The organism is Pseudoalteromonas sp. bablab_jr011 (assembly GCF_016464045.1).
GTDB lineage: Bacteria > Pseudomonadota > Gammaproteobacteria > Enterobacterales > Alteromonadaceae > Pseudoalteromonas > Pseudoalteromonas lipolytica.
Genome location: NZ_JACDWU010000324.1, coordinates 1 through 24,207, shown reverse-complemented (window position 1 = coordinate 24,207; position 24,207 = coordinate 1). Strand labels below are relative to the sequence as shown.

Here is a 24,207-nt window from a genome sequence, read left to right as displayed (position 1 = left end):
GTTATACGTAACCCGATTGCTTAATTGGTCAATAAAAAACAAATCCACCGCCTTGACACCTAGAAGGCTAAAATGCTTTAATCAGCGCCAATACCCTATTTCATTATGTTGGCTTTAACGTTAAAGCGAGCATAAAGGGCTGGAAGAGGTGCGTTATTCAGGTAGCGTATGGGAAGAGCACAGACTCTGTTGATCATACGTGAGGGGAAATTAACGCCGAGAAGTAACACCGTTTGTGAGGTGCTTATTTCGGGCGACTGGGCTGAATCCCAGCGACTGTCACCAACAATAGCAATGCTATTGATAAGTTTGGTGGAGAGCTTCTGGTCTTAGTATAATAAAGCCGTCGCGTCTTTATTATTTTAAGCCCATTCGCTCTTCGAATTATACCTTGTTCGAATGACGACATGCGGCTCCATTCAATTGTTTCCGTACTGACTCTTCGAATACCTTATAAGTTCGTGAGAGATGATCAACAATTTTGATTTAAACGACTATCCATTATGGACAGCGCTAATCACGCCATTTTCTGAATCTGGCGAGGTAGACTACATCGCCCTTGAACAGCTTGTGGCTGAACAACAAGCTGCCAACAATGGTATTTTATTGCTGGGCAGTACCGGTGAAGGGCTTGCTCTTTCACTCAAAGAACAACAAGCCATTGTTGAGCACGTATGCCAGCTAACCCCTAGCGTACCGCTTATGGTTGCCGTTGGTGGTATGAACCTTAAGCAACAAGTTGCGTGGGTCGAGTACTGCAATCAACTGCCTATTCATGGCTACTTGTTAGGTTCACCACTGTATGCAAAGCCTGGCGTTATTGGCCAAACTCATTGGTTTGAAAGCTTACTAAATGCGAGTAAACACCCATGTATGCTATACAACGTACCTGGACGCAGTGCTGTTGAGATTTCACCTACCGTCATTAAAAACCTCGCCGATCATAAAAACCTGTGGGCACTTAAAGAAGCCAGTGGTGACATCGACAAATTTGAAGGCTTTAGAACGGCCTCACCTAAGCTCGCCATTTTTAGTGGTGACGATGCACTGATGCCATATTTTGCGCAAGCGGGTGCTAAAGGCTTAGTGTCAGTGGCGGCGAATGCATGGCCAAGTCAAACTCATGAGTTTGTTAAACGAAGTTTAAGTGGTCAACATCCCAATTTATTCACCGATTGGTCTAGCGCAATTCAAAGCTTATTTGCTGTCGCAAACCCAATTCCCGTAAAAGTACTGATGCACCTGCAAGGTAGAATAAACACCCCGCAATTACGTCCACCGCTGACTCATTTAGAGCTTGAGCATACAGACAGCATCACCCACGCAAACAACACAATTTTATCTTGGAACTAAAAACAGGTTTTATCATGAGCTGGTTAGCATTATTAAATAACTTAGAATCGGGCACAGTACGTGCCGCAACACAAGACGAGAATGGCAACTGGCATGCCAATATTGAAGTAAAACAAGGCATTTTAGAGGCCTTTAAAAATGGCACAAACACGGAGTTTCCTGGTGGATTTGTTGATAAACACAATTTAGCCCCTCAAGGCTTTGCCGCAGATGCAGGTGTGCGTATGGTCCCTGGCGGTAGCAGTGTTCGCCGAGGTGCGCACGTTGCTAAGGGCACGATCATTATGCCACCCGCATATGTAAACATCGGAGCATTTATTGATGAAGGGACTATGGTCGATAGCCACGCTTTAGTAGGGTCATGTGCACAAGTGGGTAAAAATGTTCATCTGAGCGCAGCGGTTCAGTTAGGTGGCGTACTTGAACCAATTGGTGCCAGTCCTGTGGTTATTGAAGATGATGCATTTATCGGCGCAGGTTGTGTGATTGTAGAGGGCGTTGTCGTTAAAAAAGGCGCAGTGCTTGCACCGGGAGTCCGCTTGTCTGCGACCATTCCAGTCTATGATTGCGTGAATGAGCGCCAATTAGAAAAAGGCGAACCAATCCCTGAGTATGCTATTGTGATCCCAGGTTCTCGCCCTGCTTCCAATGCATGGGCTCGCGAGCAAGGCCTCAGCATGTCATGTGCGCTCATCGTAAAATACCGTGACGAACAAAGTGACGCGTCATTGTTATTAGAAGAGGTTTTACGTTAATGAGCTTTTTGAGCACGCCCATCAAGCAAGCAGTTGAACAAGTTTCAGCGCACCTTGATACGCCATTTTTTATCTATGACCTTGATAAATTAACGACACATTTAAAACAACTCACTGCCCAAACCGATGTGAAACTGTGGTATGCCGTTAAGGCTAATCCCCTGTCTCGCATTATTCAGTGTTTAGACAGTGCGGGGTTTAATTTTGATGTGGCGAGTAAAGGTGAACTTGAGCAAGTACTTGCTCAAGGCATCAATAGCGAGCGCGTGCTCAACACTGGGCCAGCAAAGAGCCCTGCACAAATTAGTCATTTTATTGCACGAGGTGTGCGTATTTTCGTCGCCGAGAGCATTAACCAAGTCCGTTGGCTAAACGAGCAAGCCACAAAAGCTAACTGCCAACTGCAAGTATTATTGCGTGTACAACTTCGCTGGCCAGACAGCGAAAAGAACCCGCTTGGTGGCGATAGCCTCACTCCTTTTGGCCTTGGTTGTGAAGAGTGGCACGCGCTTAATGTCAATGACTACCCAGCACTTAAGGTTGATGGTTTGCATATTTTTCAGTGGGGCAACATGCTCAGCACTGACAAACTGGCAGCGCTTTGGCGCGCTATGATCCAGCCATTACAGCAACTAGCACGTGCATTACGCATTGAACTTAACATACTCGATTTAGGGGGCGGCTTAGGCATCCCTTATACTCAAGATGCCAACCGATTAGACTGGTCAGCACTTATCGAGACCCTTGCCAGCATTAAAGCTCAAGCCGGTGTAGCAGAACTTTGGATGGAATTAGGCCGTTATGCCGTAGGTGAATGTGGTCATTACGCAACACCTGTGGTTGAGCGAAAAGAAAACTATGGCCAACAGCAAGTGATTTTATCAGGCGGGATTAATCACCTGCTTCGTCCTGCGGTAACAAACCAAGACTTCCCAGTTACAGTATTGCGTGAATCACAGGCTTCACGGACAACAATGACACTCTATGGCCCACTTTGTACCGCGCTTGATTGTTTAGGTGAACATACATTAGCGAATGACGTAGATGAACATGACTGGCTCATATTCAGTCAATGTGGTGCTTATGGTTTCACAGAGAGTATGCCGTACTTTTTATGCCATGAACTTGCTGCCGAATACGTCATTGAGCAAGGCAACATTGAATGTATCCGCAGCGCTGAAGATGCCAGCTATTATTTAAGGTAATCACCATGAGTAAAGAGTTAATTAGCCAAGAAAACATTGTCGTCGGCGAAATTGCGAATGGCTTACCATTGACCATCCCAGTCTATCGCTTAAAAGGCGATGGAAGTGGCCCAAGCGTTTACATTCAGGCCAACATGCATGGTGCAGAAGTACAAGGTAATGCCGTTATTTACCAGCTACTTGAACAATTAAAAACGCTTAAACTGCGCGGTGATATCACACTTGTCCCTTATGCAAACCCGATTGGCTGTAACCAAAAGTCGGGGGAATTTACATTAGGTCGTTTTGATCCCATCACAGGGACCAACTGGAACCGTATGTATCGCTTTAACAACGCGTTACCTGCCCAGATTGCAGAGCAGCATGCATCAAGCAATGAAGACACGATCAGAAGTGCTCTTAAAGACGCATTAGTCGCAGATATCAATGCACAACTAAACGGCCCAGATTACAGCTTAACAACGGGTAAACGTATCGCGCTCAACTTACAAAAGTTGGCACATCAAGCCGACATCGTATTAGACCTTCACACAGGCCCAATCTCAAGCCAGCACCTATATTGTCCAGAGTATGCCAAAAACAGCGCACAATACTTCAATATTGAACATGTATTGCTCATACCTAATGACTTTGGGGGTGCGATGGATGAAGCAAGCTTTTGCCCGTGGTGGTCTTTATCTGAAGAGCTTGCTAAATACGGACGCGAACTTTCAGTACAGGTCGAGGCTTTTACTGTTGAGCTTGGCAGCCAAGAAAAAATTGATTTGAGTGCCGCCCTTGAAGATGCACACAGTATTTTAAGCTACTTGACTCATAAAGGTGTATTTGTTGATGCAGCGTATCAGCCTAAAGCGATGACTCGTTACGGTTGTATGCTCGATGACTACATTGCTTACTACGCCCCGATGGGCGGTATGGTCGAGTACTTAGCACCGTTAGGCGGTCATATCAAAGCAGGTGAGCCGATAGCCCATATTTTACGTATGGAGCGCTACTTATGTGAACAACCACTGCAAACACTCAGTTTTGATAAAGACGCGATTGCAATATTGCATTTCGCATCAGCGAGCGTAAACCAAGGTACTGAGCTTTATAAGTTCTTTACCAATGTCTTTGAGCTGTGATTAAACCCAGAGCTCATTCCTTCTCATTGCGTGAGAGTCAACGGCCAACAGGATTCTATCCAAAGGCCGTTATATTAGAGCCCCAAGCCTAGCTTGGGGCTCTCTATTTACAATAGCGTTTAACAAGTCCTCGCCTCTGTCAATTCCACCTTACCTAAACCGTGTTTAAACTCGCCGATTAAGCGGTAGAGATAACATTTGTCCACAATTCAGTACAAGTTCACGGCGAGTTATGTAAAAATCACTATACTGATCACACTTCTACATCTATTTAAAGGAATCGCAATGGGATGGCGTATTTGGCTAGTTGCCGCGAGTTTATTTTCTGTACCTGTTTTAGCCCAAACCGAAGAGCAAAATACGAATGAGCAAGATGATGCGCTCGAATTAGTTAAGCAATGTATATTAAATGAAGCGATTGGCGGAGATGGTCAGCAAACTCTCGAACAGCTGCGCAAGAAATGCTCCGATCTAGACGAAAGCAAAAAGCTGACCGCTCTGGATAAGCGTAAAGCGCGTGAAGAAGTGAGTAAAAAGAACCGCAATGTAATCACCCCCCATAAACGTAATTACATTTTACCACTTTCTTATGTGTCTGATCCGAATGTTCGCCCGTTTGATGGTTTAAAAGAGTTGGCTGATGACGCCGATGGCGAGCCACTTGATAACCTAGAAGTTAAATATCAATTATCAATAAAAGTGCCTATTTTTGAGGGCTTTTCTGATAAAGACCAAGGCGTATTTTTTGCTTTTACCATGCAATCATTTTGGCAGTTTTATAACAAAGATATTTCATCACCCTTTCGCGAGACCAACTACGAGCCTGAAATATTCTGGATAAACTACCTTGATCCTGAGCATGTACTTTGGGGTGATGAAATGGCGATAGCCATTGGTGCATCGCATCAGTCTAATGGCCGCAGCCAGCCAAACTCACGTTCATGGAATCGCATATACGCTGACTTTTTATGGGAAAAAAACGGCTTTGTATTTAGCTTTAAACCTTGGTACCGCATTCCTGAAGACAAAAAAGATAACGAGTTAAAAGCTCGCGGCGATGATAACCCCGATATCTACAAATACATGGGCTACTTTGAATTCTCTGGGGCGTATCGCTACAACGAACATGAATTTAGCTTTATGTCGCGTAATAACTTAAATTCTGATAATCGCGGTGCAATCCAACTTGATTGGTCTTTCCCGCTGTGGGGACGGTTACGTGGTTACGCACAATATTTCAACGGTTATGGTGAGAGCCTAATTGACTACAATGCCGATATAGAGCGTTTTGGTGTGGGTATTCTTTTAACAGACTTACTGTAAGCAACGCATTATGAGCCTTTAACAGCGAGCAACTTAGCGCCCGCTGTTAAAGACTAAAACTATGCTATTTTTTTACGATAAAGTGCCCTTCAAACTCAGCAACTAACACATCGCCATCGTACACATTCACTGGGACATGGTAACTTGCTTTACCATTTGATTCTAAATCAGCTAACTTCCCTTTGCAGCCTTGCAACTCAACACGGCCTCGGGGATCGTTATTGAGAGGTTTTAGGTATTTAATGTTCGCATCAGCTAACACAATATTTCCCTCAAGACCGGCTTCTTTTAATGCAAGATAGGTTGCTCCCCACCCTGTTAATGTCGCTAAACTGTATATGGAACCGGCAAACATCGTGTTATGTAAGTTTAAATTGGCATCTAAATCAGCACGGGTCGTAAACTGCCAGTCAGTATAACTTTCAACTTTAATCCCCATTGCATCACTGATTGGAATTGATTCACGCCACGTATTTTGTAGCACTTGTGTCCAATTAGGGTGACGGAACCAGCCTGGCTCAGACGGCTTTTGTTTCACCATTTTCCAATGCTGTACATCATTGTAAGCCAAATGTGCTTTTTCTTTTACTTCATAACCGTGGCGTTTATAGAAGTCGAGCGCCCGTTCACGCGCAAATAAGACTAATTCATCGGCATCTTGTGTCCATGCTATTTTTTCGAGTTCATGCAACAAACGACTACCAATATGCTGATTACGATTACCCTCAGCCACAGCCATATAACGCACTTGTGCTTGTTGATGATTATTGAAGTGCAGACGCGCTACCCCCAATACCTCGCCATCATTATTTTTGATAAAGCGGTGCTCTGCGTCTTGCTCTAAGTCATCTTGCTCAGATCCACGCGGCTCGCCCCAAGGTGCTCTTAAAACTTGCCAACGCAATGAATAATACGCTTGCCAATCTTCGCTACTTTGTGGGGTGGTCACTTTAAACATAAATACTCCTGTGATAGTTAAGCCACTGTCTGTTGTTATTTTAACGTGGCCTGACGAATGCAAATTACGATACGCGATCTTCACTCAAGTTGGAATAATACTTTGGTGACCCAACCTAAATTATTATTTAAGGCTGTAAAAACTACTGCACAATTGGCACTTTAAGTGTGCTGGTCTATGCTGAAATAATTGTATTATTTTTGTAATTCAACCGCTAAAGGCCCGAAATATGGAACATTTTTTAGAACCCAGTGGCGCAGTGAAACACAGTTTTATTGAGGAATGCCACCGACTCGGGCAGCTTATCTACTGGCATAAACAAGGTAATGACTGTATTCAAGTAAGGCAACTAAATCAGCTACGTTGGTTATTAATTAATGAAACCTTGCAATCTGTTATTGAAAAACGCCGGCCAGCTCGATTATTTTTCCCACATTTACAATACCTTGCAAAACGTTGGCAAGAACTCGAAGCACCTAAAAAAGTGCTGGAACTTGGCTTAGGGGGTGGTGCAATTCGTAATTATCTACAACACACTTACCCTCAAAGCCAACTCACTTCGGTAGACAAAAACCCTGATATTATTCATTGCTATAAACGCTATTTTGGCGGAAACCATGCCAATAACCTGCGCTGTTTTGATGCCCAACAGGTGTTAGAACAAGGCAATGAATACAATTGGATTATCTTAGATTTATTTAGTGAGGTAGAAGCGCCACTGTTTTTATACAAACACGCATTTTACGCAAAACTTCGGGCTGCAATGGCTAAAAATGGCCGCTTGTTTATTAATTTTTTATCGAATCATCCATCACAATTAAAACAACTTGAGCATTTACTGATCACCGAATTTGGTAAACGCCCAAGTATTGAAAAAATACCCAACTACGTTAATCATATCGTTATGATCAGAAAGTAATCACACAGATAAGTTAAAAGTAACGGGCCCATCATTACACAAGCTTACCTGCATATCAGCAGCAAACTGCCCTGTGGCAACTCGTAAATCGACCGCTTTGGCTTTTTCTACAAAATATTCGTACAACGCATTGGCTTGCGCTGGGGTAGCTGCACTTGAAAAGCTTGGCCGCATCCCCTTTTTGGTATCAGCAGCCAACGTAAACTGCGACACAACCAATAGCTCACCTTGGATGTCTTGCAAGCTTAAATTCATTTTTCCTTGCTGATCAGTAAAAATACGGTAATTACTCACCTTGTGCAAAAGCTTTTCTGCCGATTGCTCTGTGTCATGTTTTTCAACCCCTAATAACAACAGAATACCTTTTGATATTTCACCAACAACTTCCCCATCTACCTCAACTTTAGCCTGGGTTACTCTTTGAATTAAGCCTTGCATTGATCCCTCGATAACTTGATATACATTAAATCTGCGGCACGTCGCATGGCCGCCAAATATACCTGATTATCACTGCTGTGCCCAACCCCATCTAAAATAAGTAATTGCGCATTAAGCTGCTCTGCTAACTGTTGTACCGCACTGTACCTGCACACTAAATCAGCACGGCCATGAATAAACCAAATAGGTAAATGAGCAAGTTCTTTGCAGTTTTCTGCTATAAATTTTTCTTCGATAAAGCAATGATGTCGAAAATAATGCACCATGAGCGTAGCTTGGTTCAGGCCAACATGAGGTTCATGTAAACTCCAGTTTATTAATGGTTCACCATGACAAAGTACCTGCTCCCATTGACACCAACGCTTAGCATACTTACTGGCCTTGATTTGATCATCACAGGTTAACTGCGCATGGTAAAAATCAAGTAATTCATGCCAGTTAGAATACTGATGAGCAAACACTTTAAAACATTCGGGATAAAAGTGAGCACCAGCTCCATGCGTCGTGTAAAGCCACTCAAAGTCACTGTCACAGGCTAAAAAGCTGGCACGCAAGATGAGTCCTGCCACGTGTTCACGGTGATGAATCGCGTACACTAAGGCAAGCGTCGCCCCCCACGATTCGCCACACACAAGCCATTTGTTAATACCTAATTGGGAACGCAAAAACTCCAGATCGGCTACTAAGTCCAAGGTGGTATTTGCCTTAGTTGCGTGCGGCGTTGAGTGACCACAGCCGCGTTGGCTAAACATGATCACCCGATAACGTGCGGGATCGAAAAATCGGCAATTTTCAGGCCGAAGACCCGCCCCCGGCCCCCCATGACATAACACAACCACCATGCCTTGAGGATCACCGTATTCTTGAACATGTATTTGATGCCCATCACCCACGCTTAAGTGATAATCACGACTTGCATTGTACTGTGGATATAACTGCACCTCGCTCTCCTTAGGTGCAGTGTATTTAAATGTCTATATCAGGAGTGTCTTCTATTTTCTCAGGGCTGATACAAACCGTAAATTCTGCACCGAGTAATACGACAATCCACGACAAATAAACCCATACAAATAAAATAGGAATTGTCGCTAGGGCCCCATAAATCACTTCATAAGATGGGAAATGGCTGATATACAGCGCAAAGCCTTTTTTTGTCAGCTCAAATAACATAGCTGCAAACAGCGCCCCTGGAATTGCCGCTCTAAATGGAACTCGTGTGTTAGGAACTAAAGTATAGAGCATAATAAAGCCCACCATGGAAATAATGTAAGGTAAAAGCTTTAACAAAAATCCACTGAAGCCAGGTATCCCCTGATCGGCAAACGACACCAAAGAAACAATATAAGACGTCACACCAATACTTGCTCCTAACAAGACTGGCCCCAAACTTAATACCATCCAATACACTGCAAATGAGATCATCATCGGGCGTTTTTTCTTAATTCGCCAAATGCGATTCAGGGTGGCATCAACATTGCGGATCAATAAAAGCGACACCGCAGCCAAAAAGCCAACCCCCACGGCGGTCATTTTATTCGCATTCCCCGCAAACGCACTGATATGCTCTTTAATGACATCAGAGGAAGTGGGCACAAGATTAGTGAACAAAAAGTTTTCAATGGTAATGAGAGTACTTTCAAAGCCAGGAAATGCAGAGAATATCGCGACCCCCACAGCCACTAACGGTACAATGGATAATAAGGTGACATAAGCAAGGTAACCCGCATTAACCGTGATCTGATCATCAATACAGCGGGTCAAATACTGCATCCACCAACCCGGTTGCTGCTTTAAGAAAATACTTATTTGCAACTTATAACGACTGAGTTTCTCATCCATAGAACCAACTTTCTGCTAAAATGTTTTGATAATCATAGCAATCCACCACATAATTTGAAACGACAGGCATCTAAAAAGGGAACTCAATGAAAAAACTGACACTTTTAAGCGCACCACTCTTTGCAGTTACTATGGCATTATCAGGCTGTCAGTCAGCTTATTACTCAGCCATGGAATCAGTCGGAGTGCATAAACGCGATATTTTAGTAGACCGCGTTGAAGAAACGAAAGAATCACAGCAAGAGTCGCAAGAAGAGTTTCAATCTGCACTAGACAGGTTAACGACCTTAATTAACTTTGATGGCGGTGAACTCGAAGAAGCTTATACTCAACTTAATAATGATTATGAATCGAGCCTTGCGGCAGCGAACGATGTCACCAGTAATATCAACAAAGTTGAAGATGTAGCCGAAGCACTTTTTGAAGAGTGGGCCGACGAACTAGAACAGTACAAAAGCGCTTCTCTTAAACGTGAAAGCAGCAAAAAGCTTAATTCAACGAAGCGCCAGTTTGACCAATTGCTTCGTTCAATGCGCAGCGCCGAAAGTAAAATGGAACCCGTCCTGTCGTCATTGCATGACAATGTTTTATATCTAAAACATAACTTGAATGCTCAAGCTGTGACAGCAATAAAAGGTGAATTCACTAATTTAAAACGCGATATCAAAATCTTAATGGACGATATGAACAAGTCGATTGAAGATTCAAATAAATTCATTGAACAAATGAATAAAGCAGGCTAAAAATTTGAGTAAACACAGTGAGCAGTTAGATGCTCTCGGCACCGACATTTTTTTAATAAATTAAATCACTAAGCCTACAATATCGTAGGCTTTTTTATTGTTACGTCTTGTTACCTTTCGATGATTTACCCGGTATGTTAATTTGCTACACTGTGCGCAAAGTTTAAAAGTTAGTCACCTTATGCAGAACCACCTTAAAGTTATAATTGCTGCGGCGCTACTCAGTGCCTGCAGTAGTCCAAACACAGTTAATGTTATAGCAGGGCAAGAGTCTGTTATACCTTTGCACAATGAAGGTGAGCGAGCTGGTCGCTATCACAACCTGTATCCCGGTGATAAACACTACCCAACAACCTGTACTGATGATTGCTATCCCGAGACCGAGTTACTTCAATGTAATGACACTCCTTTACACTGTTTATATCAAGGTCAGCAGAATCCAGCGTCGATTAACACCGGTTTTACTGTACGTTGGCTTGGGCATGCCAGCTTTATGATTGAGACACCTAACGGCGAGCATCTGCTATTTGACCCCGTCAAAGAGCAGTTTGATTCACCGGTCGATTTAGCCTTTAAGCTTGCTGGCGGCATGTATCGCAACCCCGGATTTTGGCCCACAAAAAATGAGCTAAATCAGATTGATGCTGTCATGTATTCACACATCCACTACGACCACTTCAATAAAGCCGACATCGAAGAAATTGGCAATCAGCCCCGCTATTTAGTGCCCCTAGGCGTCGCTGATAACTTTCCAACAGGTGGTTTTAATATTAGTGAGATGGCGTGGTATGCCAGCACCCCAATTAATGATTTAACAATACATGCTGTGCCAGCGCACCATTTTAGCAGTCGTGTGTTAGTGCCATTTATCTACGAAGATAACAACAAAGATTTATGGAATGGTTGGTTACTTGAGCAAAATGGGAACACACTATTTTTTGCAGGGGATACCGGCTACTCAAAGCATTTTAGCGATATTAAGCAAAAGTATGGTGAAATAGATGTGTGCTTAATGCCAATCGCATCTTACTATCACGAAGAAAATGGTAAATGGTATCGCTATGTGCATACCACACCCGAAGATGCCTTGAATGCAGCACGTGAATTAAGTTGTAAAGTAATGATCCCATGGGGTTATGGTAATGCAAGTTGGCAAATGGGCGACCATTCAAGTCACTCAGCATTACTGCGTTTACTACACATGTCTCATAACATGAATGAACCTGTCCCCCTGTATATTTTAAATGAAGGTGAGCAGGTTCGTTTATAACATTCCAAAATGGGGGTGAGTTATTACCTCACCCTCATTTTATTTATTACAGTGAGTGTGTCTCTTGCGCTTCAAGCACTTTGGTTGCAGGTTTGCTTTGCTTTGCAAAGACCCCTTTAACGACTTGCCAACTAACGGCAAATGCGCCAACAATAAACACCACATCACCAACCGTTCTTACCCATCTTAGTATCACCAAGGTGTCACTTTGTAGTAGCGCTTCAGAGCGTGCATACCACAACCCTTTAGAAGCACTTGCAAAGAACTGAATGATTCCAATAGGTAATAAACTGGTAAATAGCATTAACGCTAAACCGATATTCATCCACCAAAAAGCAGTTTTCATTAAAGTGTCATCAAATTGAAGATGAGGACGAATATAACGCAGTACTAACAAGGTAAAGCCAAGAGCTAAAAAGCCATACACACCAAATAATGCGGCATGAGCATGGGTAGCCGTCGTATTAAGACCTTGTACATAATAAAGTGAAATAGGCGGATTAATTGAGAACCCTAATACGCCGGCCCCTAACATATTCCAAAATGCGACAGCGACAAAAAACATTAATGGCCACTTTATTTTTAGCATCCATGGAGTACGATTTTTTAATTTATAATGCTCCCACGCTTCATGACCAAGCACAATTAACGGCACTACTTCCAGCGCACTAAAGGTTGCTCCCACTGCCATTACAGGGGTCGTTGTACCAGAGAAATATAAGTGATGGAATGTGCCTGGCACACCGCCTAATAAAAACAGCGATGCAGACGCCAATGACGCAATTGTTGCCGAACGTTTAGAGACTAAACCCATATTATAGAAAATAAAAGCCAGCGCAGCGGTTGCAAAAACCTCAAAGAAACCTTCTACCCATAGGTGCACAATCCACCAACGCCAGTATTCCATTACCGAAATATGCGTTCGTTCGCCATAGAAAAACCCAGCAGCGTAAAACAGCCCGATTGCCACCACTGAAGCCGTAAATAATGCCAGTAGGTTTTTATCTCCTTCTTGTTTAAATACCGGAACAATTGCACGTAACATTAGCAGCAGCCAAAATGCGACGCCTGTAAATTTACCAATCTGCCAAAGTCGGCCTAAATCAACAAACTCGTACCCTTGATGCCCCAACCAAAAGCTTAACTCGGGAGGCATAATTTGCGCGATGGCTAAAAAGTTGCCGATAAATGACCCAACCACGACGATAATTAGCGCCCAGAAAAGAATATCAACACCTATTTTTTGAAACTTAGGATCTTTACCGCCGTTAATAATCGGCGCTAAAAATAAACCTGCAGCTAAAAACCCTGTCGCAATCCAAAACAATGCCGATTGAATATGCCATGTTCTTACTAGGCTATAGGGGAACCATTCTGAGGTATTGATGCCATAAAATCCCTGCCCTTCAACAGTATAGTGCGCAGTAAATCCACCCAATAAAACCTGGAACGTAAAGAGAGCAACAATTAAAAATAAATACTTACCTAATGCTTTTTGAGAAGGCGTTAAATTAAAGCTCGCTATTGGATCGTCTTTTGGAGCCTCAGGGGGAGCCTCGTCTTTATGTAAAAATGACCATGCCCAAATCAATCCGCCGACACCTGCAATCAGTATCACAACACTAACAATTGACCAGACAATGTTTTCAGCGGTCGGTTTATTATCAATCAATGGCTCATGCGGCCAGTTATTAGTGTAGGTTGCATCCCCATCAGGGCGCTCTGTCGATGCGGACCATGCCGTCCAAAAAAAGAACTCAGTTAGACGCTGACGACGCTCAGGATCAGGAAGTGTCACCTCTTTCATTGCATAGTTTTTACGTGTTTGCTGTAATGCCTCAGCCCCTCCAAACAAATCGTTGTAGTACTGCGCTGTTTGCTTAATTGCCGCTATCCGACGCGTCGATAAAGTAACCGTATCAGATTGTTTATCATACGTATTAGTGCGGTACTCTCTCTTTACTTCCCACAGCAATGGTTGCTTTTGCTGCTCAGTTAACTCATCAAAAAGCACACCATATTGCGCTTGTGCAGCAATATCTAACCAATTAATAATCTCACGGTGAAGCCAATCAGCAGTCCAGTCAGGCGCTTGATAAGCACCATGCCCCCAAATTGAGCCTAGTTGCATTCCTCCTACTGATTGCCATGCAGTTTGACCATCTAAAATCGCCTCTTTACCTGTGTACAGCTCCCCCGATGTGGTGACATATTTTGCAGCTATAGGAGGGGCAACTCGGTATACCTCTTTACCAAAGTAACCCAAAATAGCAAATGTAACAGCAAGAACAGCAAACAAGGTCCACCATAACTTTTTGTATTCTCTCATTTCTATCGTCCCTCAACCCGTGCGAACAAAATAGCGTTCTCAATATGAATATGCATATTCAAATCGCTAATAAATGCCTGCAACCCTAAATACAAAGCCGTCCATGTATTACATGCTCCCGCATGCAAAGTGACATCATTTGTTAATTGGTAGATTTTCTCTATTTCTGCGATATGGGCTTCATGATCCGCCATCATTACGCTAATTGGCCCACTGACCATGGCAGGGATTGTATCGGCTTGCAGCATTGGAAAGAGAATAAGCTCTTCTTTTTGCATATGATCTTCTAACTCTACATACATATTCTTCAAATGATTCGCTAAACCATTAGGACAATTAGGCTTATCAAAATGCACCTCCTCAACACGCTCACTTAAACGTATCAACTCTTCAAGCTGTACTCGGTGAACACGGTGATAGCGAGTCAGAATATGCTCAACCAATTCCTTATTACTCAGGTTGTGGTAATCAATAGCGGTTTGCCTGCTTAGCAAAACCTCTATGTCTGAAATGATTTCTTCGCGATCAATATTTCGTTTTTCGATAACGTCTGACAACACCAGATGCCCCTGACAACAAAAGTTTATGCGGTGCGCAAAAAAGAGTGCTGTTGCACCGGGAATTTCTGTCGCAATTTTACTGATAGGCCAATTTAAGTAATTCATATAACACCCCTATTTAAACATGCATTTGAAATGAATCTTTAAGAAGTTTACACACGTTTATTAAAGATGTAAAATAGATGCATATTTAAAATTTTAGAGTCTCACTATGAATGTCACTCGTTTTACAGATTATTCACTGCGTGTTTTGATTTTTACTGCCTTACATAATGGTGAGCTTGTGACCATTAAAGAGATCGCTGAAAAATACGAAATCTCAAAAAATCACCTCATGAAAGTAGTGCAAGAGCTAAGTAATAGAGGCTATTTAATTGCGACGAGAGGAAAGAATGGCGGTATCCGTTTAAGCAAAGATCCCGCCGAGATTAACATTGGTGAGTTAGTGCGCTTACAAGAGCAAGGGTCTACGTTGGTGGAATGCTTTGGTAATGACAATCAATGTGTTATCACCCCCGCCTGTCAACTTAAACAAATATTTGCACAAGCAATGGAGGCTTTTTTCCTTCATTTAGATAACTATACACTCGCAGATCTGATCACCCCAAAACACGCAAATCAGCTCTCCCAACTGCTAAAAATAGAAAACTAAACTCACATTTTGGCGCACTCAAAGGTGTAAGTATTCCTGGAGTGTCATGGCAGTGACACTCCATTTGGATTATTGATTTACTAATGTATCCCTCAGTGCCATCATGAGTTTATGTGCACTGCCTCCTGACATTGCTAACGGATCGAATTCGCTGGTGCCTGAGTATTTTAAATTAAGCGGTGTGGTTATTTTTGAATACGGAATATAACCCATTGACCAGTTTTCGAACTCCCTTTCGTAAATTTCGCAGTAATTCAGCATAATAATATTTCGATGCCGATTATCATTTAAGATCTTATGATAGGTTGCATTTACCGCCTGTCGAGATCCCTCTAGGCACTGTAAAAAGTACGAACTATTAAAACACAGCAACCCTGTTACATTCGACGCATGATTATTTTTCTGTGCTTTTTCAATGATATCCTCAATATCACTCGGCCCAAATCCTTCACAAACTTCACTCGTATAAATAAGCCTGACTAAATACATCCTGATCTCCTTCAAGGTAGATTTAAAAAGATAGTACAGATAGAGGCTTTAGCAAAAAAGTGGCAACTTGCGGTTAGAGGTTAGAGGTTAGAGGTTAGAGGTTAGAGGTTAGAGGTTAGAGGTTAGAGGTTAGAAGTTAGAAGTTAGAAGTTAGAAGTTAGAAGTTAGAAGTTAGAAGTTAGAGGTTAGTAGACAAGTAATTAATTTATCAATAGAAATAAAATACGCCACCCCTTAGTAACAACAAGAACGAACATTTGTGAGTGTTACGGCTGACAGCAAAAAACAAGTCTCCTTAAACAAAAAAGCCGCCGTATTTTGCAATACGACGGCGTGTTATTTTGCGTGAGCTAAAAGCGTAAATTAGCCTTTAGAAGCACGGCTCGCACGTTTACGATCACTTTCAGTTAAGTGACGCTTACGAATACGAATATTTTCAGGTGTTACTTCTACTAACTCGTCATCATCGATAAACTCAAGCGCTTGCTCAAGTGTGTAGTTCAATGGTGGTGTTAATGTTTGCGCTTCATCAGTACCTGATGCACGAACGTTCGTTAGCTGCTTACCTTTAAGTGCGTTTACAGTTAGGTCGTTATCACGGCTATGAATACCGATAACCATACCTTCGTAAACTTCTACACCGTGACCGATGAATAGCTTACCGCGCTCTTGAAGGTTGAATAATGCGTTAGTTAACGCTTTACCTGTTGCGTTAGCGATCATTACACCATTTTTACGTAGACCGATGTTACCGCCTTTATGAGGACCGTAATGATCAAACGTGTGGTACATAAGACCTGAACCTGATGTAAGCGTCATGAAATCAGTTTGGAAACCGATTAAACCACGGCTCGGCATCATAAAGTCCATACGCATACGGCCTTTACCATCTGGCGCCATGTCAGTTAGTTCACCTTTACGCAGACCAATTTGTTCCATGATAGAACCTTGGTGCTCTTCTTGACAGTCAATCGTTACTGTTTCGTACGGTTCTTCTAATACACCATCTACAGTGCGTAAGATTACTTCTGGACGAGAAACAGCAAGCTCGTAGCCTTCACGACGCATGTTTTCGATTAAGATACCTAAGTGAAGTTCACCACGGCCTGATACACGGAAGCTATCTGGGTTGTCAGTTTCTTCAACGCGTAATGCAACGTTGTGAACAAGCTCAGCTTGTAAACGCTCAAGGATATTACGTGATGTTACGAACTTACCTTCTTTACCCGCAAATGGCGACGTGTTTACAGAGAACGTCATTGTTACTGTCGGCTCATCAACTGATAGCGGAGGTAACGCTTCAACGTTAGAAGGCGCACACACTGTATCAGAGATTTTTAATTCGCCGATACCTGTCACAGTTACGATATTACCCGCATAACCACGGTCTGTATCAATTCGCTCAAGACCTAAGTAGCTTTGAACCGCACCAATTTTACCATTACGTTTTGTGCCATCAGCACTGATAATAGTTACTTGTTGGTTAGGCGCTACAGAACCACGCTTGATTCGGCCGATACCGATTACACCTACGTATGAGTTGTAATCAAGTTGAGAAATTTGCATTTGGAAGTCACCTTCAGGATCTGCATCCGGTGGTGATACTTCGTCAACGATCATCTTGAACATAGGTTCCATGTTGTCAGATGGTTCGTCTAAATCTAATGTTGCCCAGCCGTTGATAGCTGATGCGTAGATAACTTTAAAGTCTAACTGTTCGTCAGTTGCACCAAGGTTATCGAATAAATCAAAGATTTGATCCATAACCCAATCAGGGCGTGCACCCGGCTTATCAATTTTATTGATAACAACGATTGGCTTCAAACCTTGCGCGAACGCTTTTTGCGTTACGAAGCGCGTTTGTGGCATTGGACCTTCTTGAGCATCAACAAGTAACAATACTGAGTCAGCCATCGAAAGTACGCGTTCAACTTCACCACCGAAGTCGGCGTGTCCTGGGGTGTCTACGATATTGATGTGGTAATCATTCCAAGAGATGGCTGTGTTTTTAGCCAAAATGGTAATACCACGTTCTTTCTCAATGTCGTTTGAGTCCATCACGCGCTCTTCATTACCGCCGCGTGTTTCTAATGTGCCTGATTGCTCAAGCAGTTTATCAACCAAAGTTGTTTTACCGTGGTCAACGTGGGCGATAATCGCTATATTTCTTAACTTTTCGATGCTCATATTTTTTCTCAGAGAAATTGAATCTCATTGATCCTGCAAGATCTACGCACTCACCTGCATTTTCAACAGATGTCTAAGCATAGGATTTAAAAGGGCGCATATTATCCCTTAATAATGGCATGGATGAAAGTTTATCCAATACAATTTTATAAACTTTCTTCAGGCTTTTTATAAGTATCTGTTTTATAAATGACAATTTTATTAATTTTATCTTTAATCGAACATCAAAACTGGTAAAAAATCACCTTTTTAGCAATATTTTGGCACTAAAGTACATTTCGTTTATGCTATCTAGGGTGGCTAATCGTTGTGCAAATACAACCGGTAAGCATAACGCACCACAATGAACATTTTACGCACCAAAACAGTGCAAAAATAATTAACAAAATGCGCTTTATTTTATTTTTATAAGCCTAAACAAGGCGTTAAAAATTTGGCATGAAACCAGCTTACATAGAACAAAAGCAATAATGCAGCAAAAATAAAACCCAACAATTGGAGGACACATGTCACAATCGGTTTTAGATTTTATCAAAGAAAATGACGTTAAGTTCATTGATTTACGCTTTACTGATACCAAAGGTAAAGAACAGCATGTTTCTATTCCTCATCATCAAGTTGATGAAGACTTCTTTGAAGACGGCAAAATGTTTGACGGTTCTTCAATTGCTGGTTGGAAAGGTATCAACGAATCAGACATGGTATTAATGCCTGTTCCTGAGTCTGCAAAAATGGACCCATTTTCTGAAGAAGCAACTTTAATCGTACGTTGTGACGTTGTTGAGCCTTCAACACTTCAAGGTTACGAGCGTGACCCTCGCTCTGTTGCTAAACGTGCAGAAGAGTACATGCGTTCAACTGGTATCGCAGACACAGTATTATTTGGCCCAGAGCCAGAGTTCTTCCTATTTGATGACGTTAAATACAAATCAGACATGTCTGGTTCTATGTATAAAATCGACGACATCGAAGCGGCTTGGAACTCAGATAAAGATTACGAAGGTGGCAATAAAGGTCATCGTCCAGGTGTTAAAGGTGGTTACTTCCCATGTTCACCAATCGACTCATCTCACGACTGGCGTTCAGCAACGTGTTTAGTTCTTGAAGAGCTAGGCCAAGTTGTTGAAGCACACCACCACGAAGTAGCAACTGCGGGTCAAAACGAAATCGCAACACGCTTCAATACAATGGTATTAAAAGCTGACGAAATCCAAGAGATGAAATATGTTATCCATAACATGGCTCACCTTTATGGTAAAACAGCGACATTCATGCCTAAGCCTCTTGTAGGTGATAACGGTTCTGGTATGCACTGTCACCAATCTTTAGGTAAAGATGGCGTGAACATCTTCGCTGGTGACAAATACGCAGGTCTTTCTGAAGAAGCGCTTTACTACATCGGTGGTATCATCAAGCACGCTAAAGCAATCAACGCATTCGCTAACGCGTCAACTAACTCGTACAAACGTCTTGTACCAGGTTTCGAAGCGCCAGTAATGCTTGCATACTCTGCACGTAACCGCTCTGCTTCAATCCGTATCCCTGTAGTACCATCTGCAAAAGGACGTCGTATCGAAGTACGCTTCCCTGATCCAACAGCAAACCCATACTTAGCATTCTCTGCAATGCTTATGGCTGGCCTTGACGGTATTCAAAACAAGATCCACCCTGGCGATGCAATGGATAAAGACTTATACGATCTACCTGCTGAAGAAGCAGCTGAGATCCCACAAGTTGCCTCTTCACTAAGCGAAGCACTTGCTGCTTTAGATGCTGACCGTGAGTTCTTAAAAGCAGGTGGTGTATTCACTGACGACCTAATTGATGCATACATCTCACTTAAGAACAAAGAAGTTGAAAAACTTAACATGACAACTCACCCAGTTGAGTTCGAAATGTACTACAGCGTTTAATACGTCGTAGACAGTAAATAATTAATGTGTGTTCTCAAGCCCGCTTTGGCGGGCTTTTTTAATGGTAATTAGGCGTGTTCTCCTCTACAGTTTTAATTACATAAAAAAATGCAGGGTCGCAGGGTGAAAAGAACAACTTTATTGGTATTTTTGTTACTATCAGTAAGCTTTTTTAGTTATGGAACAACAAAAAAAGTGTATTCGTGGAAAGATAAAAATGGTGTTCTGGTATTTTCTGATACGCCACGCCCCGGTGCTACCGAAGTAAAGCTTAATACCCCTAACTTGACCATGCCTGCTACCGACACCAGTATTCTTGATAACACAGCCAGTGCAACACCCGTAAACTTTAAAATCGCTATTTCCTCACCTGAAGACAAAGCAACAGTCAGAGAAAACTCCGGTTCTGTTTATGTTACAACCCGTGTCATTCCTCGCTTTGCAACGGGTTTTAAAGTACAACTTTTTGTAAATGGTGCCCCCCATGGCGAACCAAGTAATAGTTCTACTTTTGCACTACGAGGCGTAAATCGAGGCGAGCACACATTACAAGCCAAACTATTTAATGCGAACAATAAACTCGTTTCGGTCAGTCCAGTTAGCACATTCTACATGCACAGAGCGTCTGTTTTTGGTGGGAATTAATTTTTTCAAACGCGCCTCGCAATGCAAAAGGATTATGCTAAGCTGCACTTAATCGTAACGCACTAAAATGGTGCAACCATGCTCAGTGATACACAATTTAACTCAGAATTGCTCGACAGCATTTGGAAAAATTTAAGTACAGCGGTTATTTTACTTAACCGTGATTTTAAACTTGTTTATGCCAATGATAGTGCCAGTGAGCTACTTGGTTTAGGGCCAAAGCGCATTCTCAACCAACCGTTTGATAACCTGTTTAACTACCACTCTATCGATCTTAAACGCATTGCTCAGTATTCACTCTTTGATGGTGTTGATTGCCACCAGCATAGAGCTGACGTGGTGTTCATCGATTCTCGCCATGCCAAACTCACAATTAGTACACGCCGAATTACCAATAAAGATGACAATTATATCTTGTTTGAATGCCGCCAGATGGACGATGAAATTCGCCACGATCAGGCCTCAAATCAAATGCATCAGTATCAAGCTGCACGTAATTTAATTCGTGGTTTAGCCCACGAAATAAAAAATCCTTTGGGGGGTATACGCGGAGCGGCGCAATTATTGCAGTATGAGGTTGATCAGCAAGAACGAGATCAATGTGCAGAACTCATTATTGAACAAGCAGACCGCTTACGTGAATTAGTCGACCGTTTACTTGGCCCGAATCAACTGCCACACAAATCGTATGGCAATATTCACCAAGCGCTTGAGTCTGTCGTTAAATTAAGCATGCTTGATAACAATGCAAATATCACGTTAGTGAAAGACTATGACCCGAGCATACCCAGCGTATATATCGATCAGAGTAAAATTCAACAAGTGGTATTAAACATTATTCGTAATGCACAACAGGCGCTCGTTGATGGGGGAGAAATTAGAATAAAAACCCGTATCAACCATCAACATAGACGCCCTGGTAAAGCACCGAAAAAAACCTTGCTGATCCAAATTTCGGATAACGGTCCAGGCATAGACAAGAGTTTAAAAGAAACCTTGTTTTACCCGATGATTACCAATAAAGAAAATGGGTCGGGTCTTGGCTTATCCATCGCGCAAACGTTGGTTGACCAACATGATGGACACATAGAGTGTGACAGTTGGCCAGGCCATACAGAATTTAATATCTATTTGCCTTTTACGGATTAATGGTTTTTTTGGAGTAGTCATGAAAACAGTGTGGTTAGTTGATGATGATGCCTCAATACGCTTTGTATTAGAAAAAGCGCTGGCACGAGCAGGATTTGAAACTCAAAGCTATGCCAATGCGCAAGAAGTGCTGAATGCTTTAAAGTTTAGCCAGCCTACCGTGCTGGTGTCTGATGTGCGTATGCCAGGTATGGATGGTATGGCGTTACTAGAAACAATCGCTGAGCAAAACCCTGGGTTACCTGTCATTATCATGACTGCCCACTCGGATTTAGATTCGGCGGTGAATGCGTTTCAAAAAGGGGCGTTTGAATACCTCGCAAAACCGTTTGATTTAGAAGAAGCCGTTTCTTTAGTTGAAAGTGCTTGCCGTGCAAACTCCACAAAGAAAACCAGACGCAAACAAGCGCCGCAAACCAATGCCCATATCATTGGTGAAGCCCCTGCTATGCAGGAAGTGTTTCGTGCAATAGGTAAATTATCTGCGTCAAGCATGAGTGTTTTAATCAATGGCGAATCAGGCACTGGTAAAGAGCTTGTCGCCAGTGCATTGCATAACCATAGCCCACGAAAAGAAAACCAGTTTATTGCTCTTAATATGGCTGCCATCCCTAAAGAACTGGTTGAGTCAGAATTATTCGGCCATGAAAAAGGCGCGTTTACAGGGGCCGACAGTATTCGTAAAGGCCGCTTTGAACAAGCGAATGGCGGCACGCTATTTTTAGATGAAATTGGTGACATGCCACTGGATGTACAAACCCGTTTATTACGTGTTTTAGCCGATGGTGAGTTTTACCGTGTTGGCGGGCATCAAAGTATTAAAGTAGATGTTCGTATTATTGCCGCCACCCATCAGAACTTAGAAGACTTGGTAAAACAAGGTAAGTTCCGTGACGACCTATTCCACCGCTTAAATGTGGTGCGTCTTCGCTTACCAGCTCTTCGTGAACGTACAGAGGATATTGAACGTTTAGCACAACACTTTCTCCATAAAAGCGCCAAAGAGCTGCAAGTCGAAAGCAAAATTTTAAGCCCAAAAGCGACCGAGCAATTGCGATTATTTAACTGGCCGGGTAACGTGCGTCAACTCGAGAATACCTGTCGTTGGTTAACCGTAATGGCACCTGGAGAGCTTATCAGTGAGCAAGATTTACCACCGGAAATTATCGCGGCAGAACCTGTAGAGCAAGAAGGTGATTGGCTTGAAGCTTTCCAACAGTGGTTAAACCTCGAGCTTAAACAAGGGAAAGAAAACATTTGGCCCGCGATTCAAGCTCAACTGGAAACTCGTTTAATTAAAACCGCACTGGCAAATTGTGCAGGCCACAAACAAGAGGCTGCGGTTAAAATTGGTTGGGGGCGCAATACATTGACCCGCAAGTTAAAAGAGCGCAATATTAGCTAATTTTGCGTTATAAACGATGTAAGTAATGAAGTTAATCGAACATATTCCGCTTATTAAGCAGATGGAAATTATTAACCGATTGGCGTTCTTTCGGGAGTTTACCCTGAGTGAACGACAGGTGTTATTAGAATCTTTCAGCCATTTGTATTTAGTACAACAAGGTCGAGCTGTATTTAAACAGTTTGATAATGACAAGCGACTCTATATTGTTTTGAGTGGTTCATTAATCATCTTTAAGCAAAGCCATTTGCTTGAGCTCGGCACCATTGAACCGGGTGAGTTTATTGGTGAAGGCGCATTTATCAATAATCGCGAGCGCAGTACTAGCGCCCGCGCTAAAGTGGATACTATTTTACTGGCAATCACACCGGAAGCCCTCACCCGTTTGCCTAACGTGATACGCGAAAAAATTAAAGACCGCATCATCGAAGGCATGAGTGAGCGTATTATTAAACTGAGTAACTTCCTCGAATCACGCGGCTAATACATAGCGCTCCATTAACCATGTAGACGTTGCTTTGCTTACATTTAAAAGAAATGTGTCTGTAAGTAATGTATGTAATTGCTCACGTGATTGAATAACCTGTTGCGTATGAACTGCTGATGTTTCGTGCCAATAATGCAGTAGATTATTTCGAATAAGCCAGCGTTCACCCTTTTCAATACGAGATACAACAAGGTTGTTAACAAATGCAGCGTCTGGATGGTGATGACTATAGAAATGAGCGATTTCGCAATCACTCTCATAGAATTGAGCCAGTTCAACGCGGTATAAATGCTGAGCATTTGGTAAAACTTGCCTCACATCAATTATACCATTCCGCTTAAATATCTGATCTAATATAGGCTATATAAAATCACCGGTTAATAACATTGAACCAAAACATAGCTGAACAGCTTTTAGCGCTTTCGCGAAAAGAACCAAACGCACGAAAACGCATACGATTACTC

Annotated in this window: 23 protein-coding genes and 1 riboswitch; of the genes, 14 read left to right on the top strand and 9 right to left on the bottom strand. The window is 42.5% G+C overall.

From position 1 onward, the window contains the following. Positions 1-135: 135 nt before the first annotated feature. A riboswitch (Lysine riboswitch) is annotated at positions 136-331 on the top strand. A 137-nt stretch (positions 332-468) separates the two neighbouring features. From dapA to JIG41_RS21585, 5 genes are all read left to right on the top strand, one after another. Further along, the gene (dapA, locus tag JIG41_RS21605; RefSeq protein ID WP_199525455.1) at positions 469-1,353 is read left to right on the top strand and encodes a 4-hydroxy-tetrahydrodipicolinate synthase; all 885 of its coding nucleotides are present in this window, start codon (positions 469-471) and stop codon (positions 1,351-1,353) included. Positions 1,354-1,367: 14 nt separating this feature from the next. Then, a complete protein-coding gene (locus JIG41_RS21600) occupies positions 1,368-2,108 on the top strand; it encodes a 2,3,4,5-tetrahydropyridine-2,6-dicarboxylate N-succinyltransferase (RefSeq protein WP_036974123.1) in 741 nt (246 codons plus the stop codon). Next, positions 2,108-3,313 (top strand): PLP-dependent decarboxylase, encoded by a 1,206-nt coding sequence (locus JIG41_RS21595; protein WP_199525454.1) that lies wholly within the window; start codon positions 2,108-2,110, stop codon positions 3,311-3,313. Before JIG41_RS21600 ends, JIG41_RS21595 begins: the two co-directional genes overlap by 1 nt. A 5-nt stretch (positions 3,314-3,318) precedes the next feature. Further along, positions 3,319-4,437 (top strand): succinylglutamate desuccinylase/aspartoacylase family protein, encoded by a 1,119-nt coding sequence (locus JIG41_RS21590; protein WP_180311305.1) that lies wholly within the window; start codon positions 3,319-3,321, stop codon positions 4,435-4,437. 285 nt (positions 4,438-4,722) lie between these two features. Next, positions 4,723-5,760, top strand: coding sequence for a phospholipase A (locus tag JIG41_RS21585; RefSeq protein WP_074989655.1), 1,038 nt, complete (start codon positions 4,723-4,725; stop codon positions 5,758-5,760). A 64-nt stretch (positions 5,761-5,824) separates the two neighbouring features. Here the strand turns inward: JIG41_RS21585 and JIG41_RS21580 are convergent, their stop codons facing one another. Next, positions 5,825-6,718, bottom strand: coding sequence for a bifunctional GNAT family N-acetyltransferase/hotdog fold thioesterase (locus tag JIG41_RS21580; RefSeq protein WP_036974132.1), 894 nt, complete (start codon positions 6,716-6,718; stop codon positions 5,825-5,827). A gap of 229 nt (positions 6,719-6,947) precedes the next feature. Here JIG41_RS21580 and JIG41_RS21575 point away from each other — a divergent pair, with 229 nt between their 5' ends. After that, entirely contained in the window at positions 6,948-7,637 is a 690-nt protein-coding gene (locus JIG41_RS21575; RefSeq protein WP_075594175.1) for a spermidine synthase, read from the top strand. Here JIG41_RS21575 and dtd read toward each other — a convergent pair whose 3' ends face one another. The 3 genes from dtd to JIG41_RS21560 are packed head-to-tail and all read right to left on the bottom strand — an operon-like array spanning position 7,638 to position 9,914. Continuing rightward, positions 7,638-8,075 (bottom strand): D-aminoacyl-tRNA deacylase, encoded by a 438-nt coding sequence (dtd, locus tag JIG41_RS21570; RefSeq protein ID WP_036974137.1) that lies wholly within the window; start codon positions 8,073-8,075, stop codon positions 7,638-7,640. After that, a complete protein-coding gene (locus tag JIG41_RS21565) occupies positions 8,063-9,016 on the bottom strand; it encodes an alpha/beta fold hydrolase (protein ID WP_199525453.1) in 954 nt (317 codons plus the stop codon). The genes dtd and JIG41_RS21565 overlap by 13 nt, the downstream gene beginning before the upstream one ends. 25 nt (positions 9,017-9,041) lie before the next feature. Then, positions 9,042-9,914, bottom strand: coding sequence for a virulence factor BrkB family protein (locus JIG41_RS21560; RefSeq protein ID WP_036974141.1), 873 nt, complete (start codon positions 9,912-9,914; stop codon positions 9,042-9,044). Positions 9,915-10,000: 86 nt separating this feature from the next. Here JIG41_RS21560 and JIG41_RS21555 point away from each other — a divergent pair, with 86 nt between their 5' ends. Beyond that, the gene (locus JIG41_RS21555; RefSeq protein WP_036974143.1) at positions 10,001-10,657 is read left to right on the top strand and encodes a DUF2959 domain-containing protein; all 657 of its coding nucleotides are present in this window, start codon (positions 10,001-10,003) and stop codon (positions 10,655-10,657) included. 181 nt (positions 10,658-10,838) lie between these two features. Continuing rightward, on the top strand, positions 10,839-11,927 hold the full coding sequence (locus JIG41_RS21550) for an MBL fold metallo-hydrolase (RefSeq protein ID WP_199525452.1): 1,089 nt from the start codon (positions 10,839-10,841) through the stop codon (positions 11,925-11,927). Between the two features lie 46 nt (positions 11,928-11,973). On the opposite strand, the gene JIG41_RS21545 is transcribed toward JIG41_RS21550, so the two are convergent. Together JIG41_RS21545 and JIG41_RS21540 are read right to left on the bottom strand one after the other, a co-directional pair. Then, complete coding sequence (locus JIG41_RS21545) at positions 11,974-14,256, bottom strand: nitric-oxide reductase large subunit (protein ID WP_199525451.1); 2,283 nt, start codon at positions 14,254-14,256, stop codon at positions 11,974-11,976. Between the two features lie 2 nt (positions 14,257-14,258). Further along, positions 14,259-14,921: a DUF542 domain-containing protein gene (locus tag JIG41_RS21540; protein WP_036974150.1), complete on the bottom strand. Its 663-nt coding sequence runs from the start codon at positions 14,919-14,921 to the stop codon at positions 14,259-14,261. Positions 14,922-15,027: 106 nt separating this feature from the next. Here JIG41_RS21540 and JIG41_RS21535 point away from each other — a divergent pair, with 106 nt between their 5' ends. Then, on the top strand, positions 15,028-15,468 hold the full coding sequence (locus tag JIG41_RS21535) for an Rrf2 family transcriptional regulator (protein WP_180311300.1): 441 nt from the start codon (positions 15,028-15,030) through the stop codon (positions 15,466-15,468). A 69-nt stretch (positions 15,469-15,537) separates the two neighbouring features. Here the strand turns inward: JIG41_RS21535 and JIG41_RS21530 are convergent, their stop codons facing one another. After that, positions 15,538-15,957, bottom strand: a complete 420-nt coding sequence (locus JIG41_RS21530; protein WP_036974155.1) for a BLUF domain-containing protein — start codon at positions 15,955-15,957, stop codon at positions 15,538-15,540. Positions 15,958-16,320: 363 nt separating this feature from the next. Next, positions 16,321-18,144, bottom strand: coding sequence for a translational GTPase TypA (gene typA, locus JIG41_RS21525; RefSeq protein WP_036974157.1), 1,824 nt, complete (start codon positions 18,142-18,144; stop codon positions 16,321-16,323). 506 nt (positions 18,145-18,650) lie between these two features. Between typA and glnA the strand changes: the two genes are divergently transcribed. The 5 genes from glnA (at position 18,651) to JIG41_RS21500 (ending at position 23,740) form a co-directional block, all read left to right on the top strand. Continuing rightward, positions 18,651-20,057, top strand: a complete 1,407-nt coding sequence (glnA, locus tag JIG41_RS21520) for a glutamate--ammonia ligase (RefSeq protein ID WP_036974159.1) — start codon at positions 18,651-18,653, stop codon at positions 20,055-20,057. A 123-nt stretch (positions 20,058-20,180) separates the two neighbouring features. Continuing rightward, positions 20,181-20,702, top strand: a complete 522-nt coding sequence (locus JIG41_RS21515) for a DUF4124 domain-containing protein (protein ID WP_374027190.1) — start codon at positions 20,181-20,183, stop codon at positions 20,700-20,702. A 78-nt stretch (positions 20,703-20,780) separates the two neighbouring features. Continuing rightward, positions 20,781-21,851, top strand: coding sequence for a nitrogen regulation protein NR(II) (gene glnL / locus JIG41_RS21510; RefSeq protein ID WP_036974163.1), 1,071 nt, complete (start codon positions 20,781-20,783; stop codon positions 21,849-21,851). Between the two features lie 19 nt (positions 21,852-21,870). Continuing rightward, positions 21,871-23,256 (top strand): nitrogen regulation protein NR(I), encoded by a 1,386-nt coding sequence (gene ntrC, locus JIG41_RS21505; RefSeq protein ID WP_036974166.1) that lies wholly within the window; start codon positions 21,871-21,873, stop codon positions 23,254-23,256. 25 nt (positions 23,257-23,281) lie between these two features. Next, a complete protein-coding gene (locus JIG41_RS21500; RefSeq protein WP_036974168.1) occupies positions 23,282-23,740 on the top strand; it encodes a cyclic nucleotide-binding domain-containing protein in 459 nt (152 codons plus the stop codon). On the opposite strand, the gene JIG41_RS21495 is transcribed toward JIG41_RS21500, so the two are convergent. Next, positions 23,729-24,061 (bottom strand): arylamine N-acetyltransferase, encoded by a 333-nt coding sequence (locus JIG41_RS21495; protein WP_199525450.1) that lies wholly within the window; start codon positions 24,059-24,061, stop codon positions 23,729-23,731. The genes JIG41_RS21500 and JIG41_RS21495 overlap by 12 nt on opposite strands. Positions 24,062-24,207: the final 146 nt, after the last annotated feature.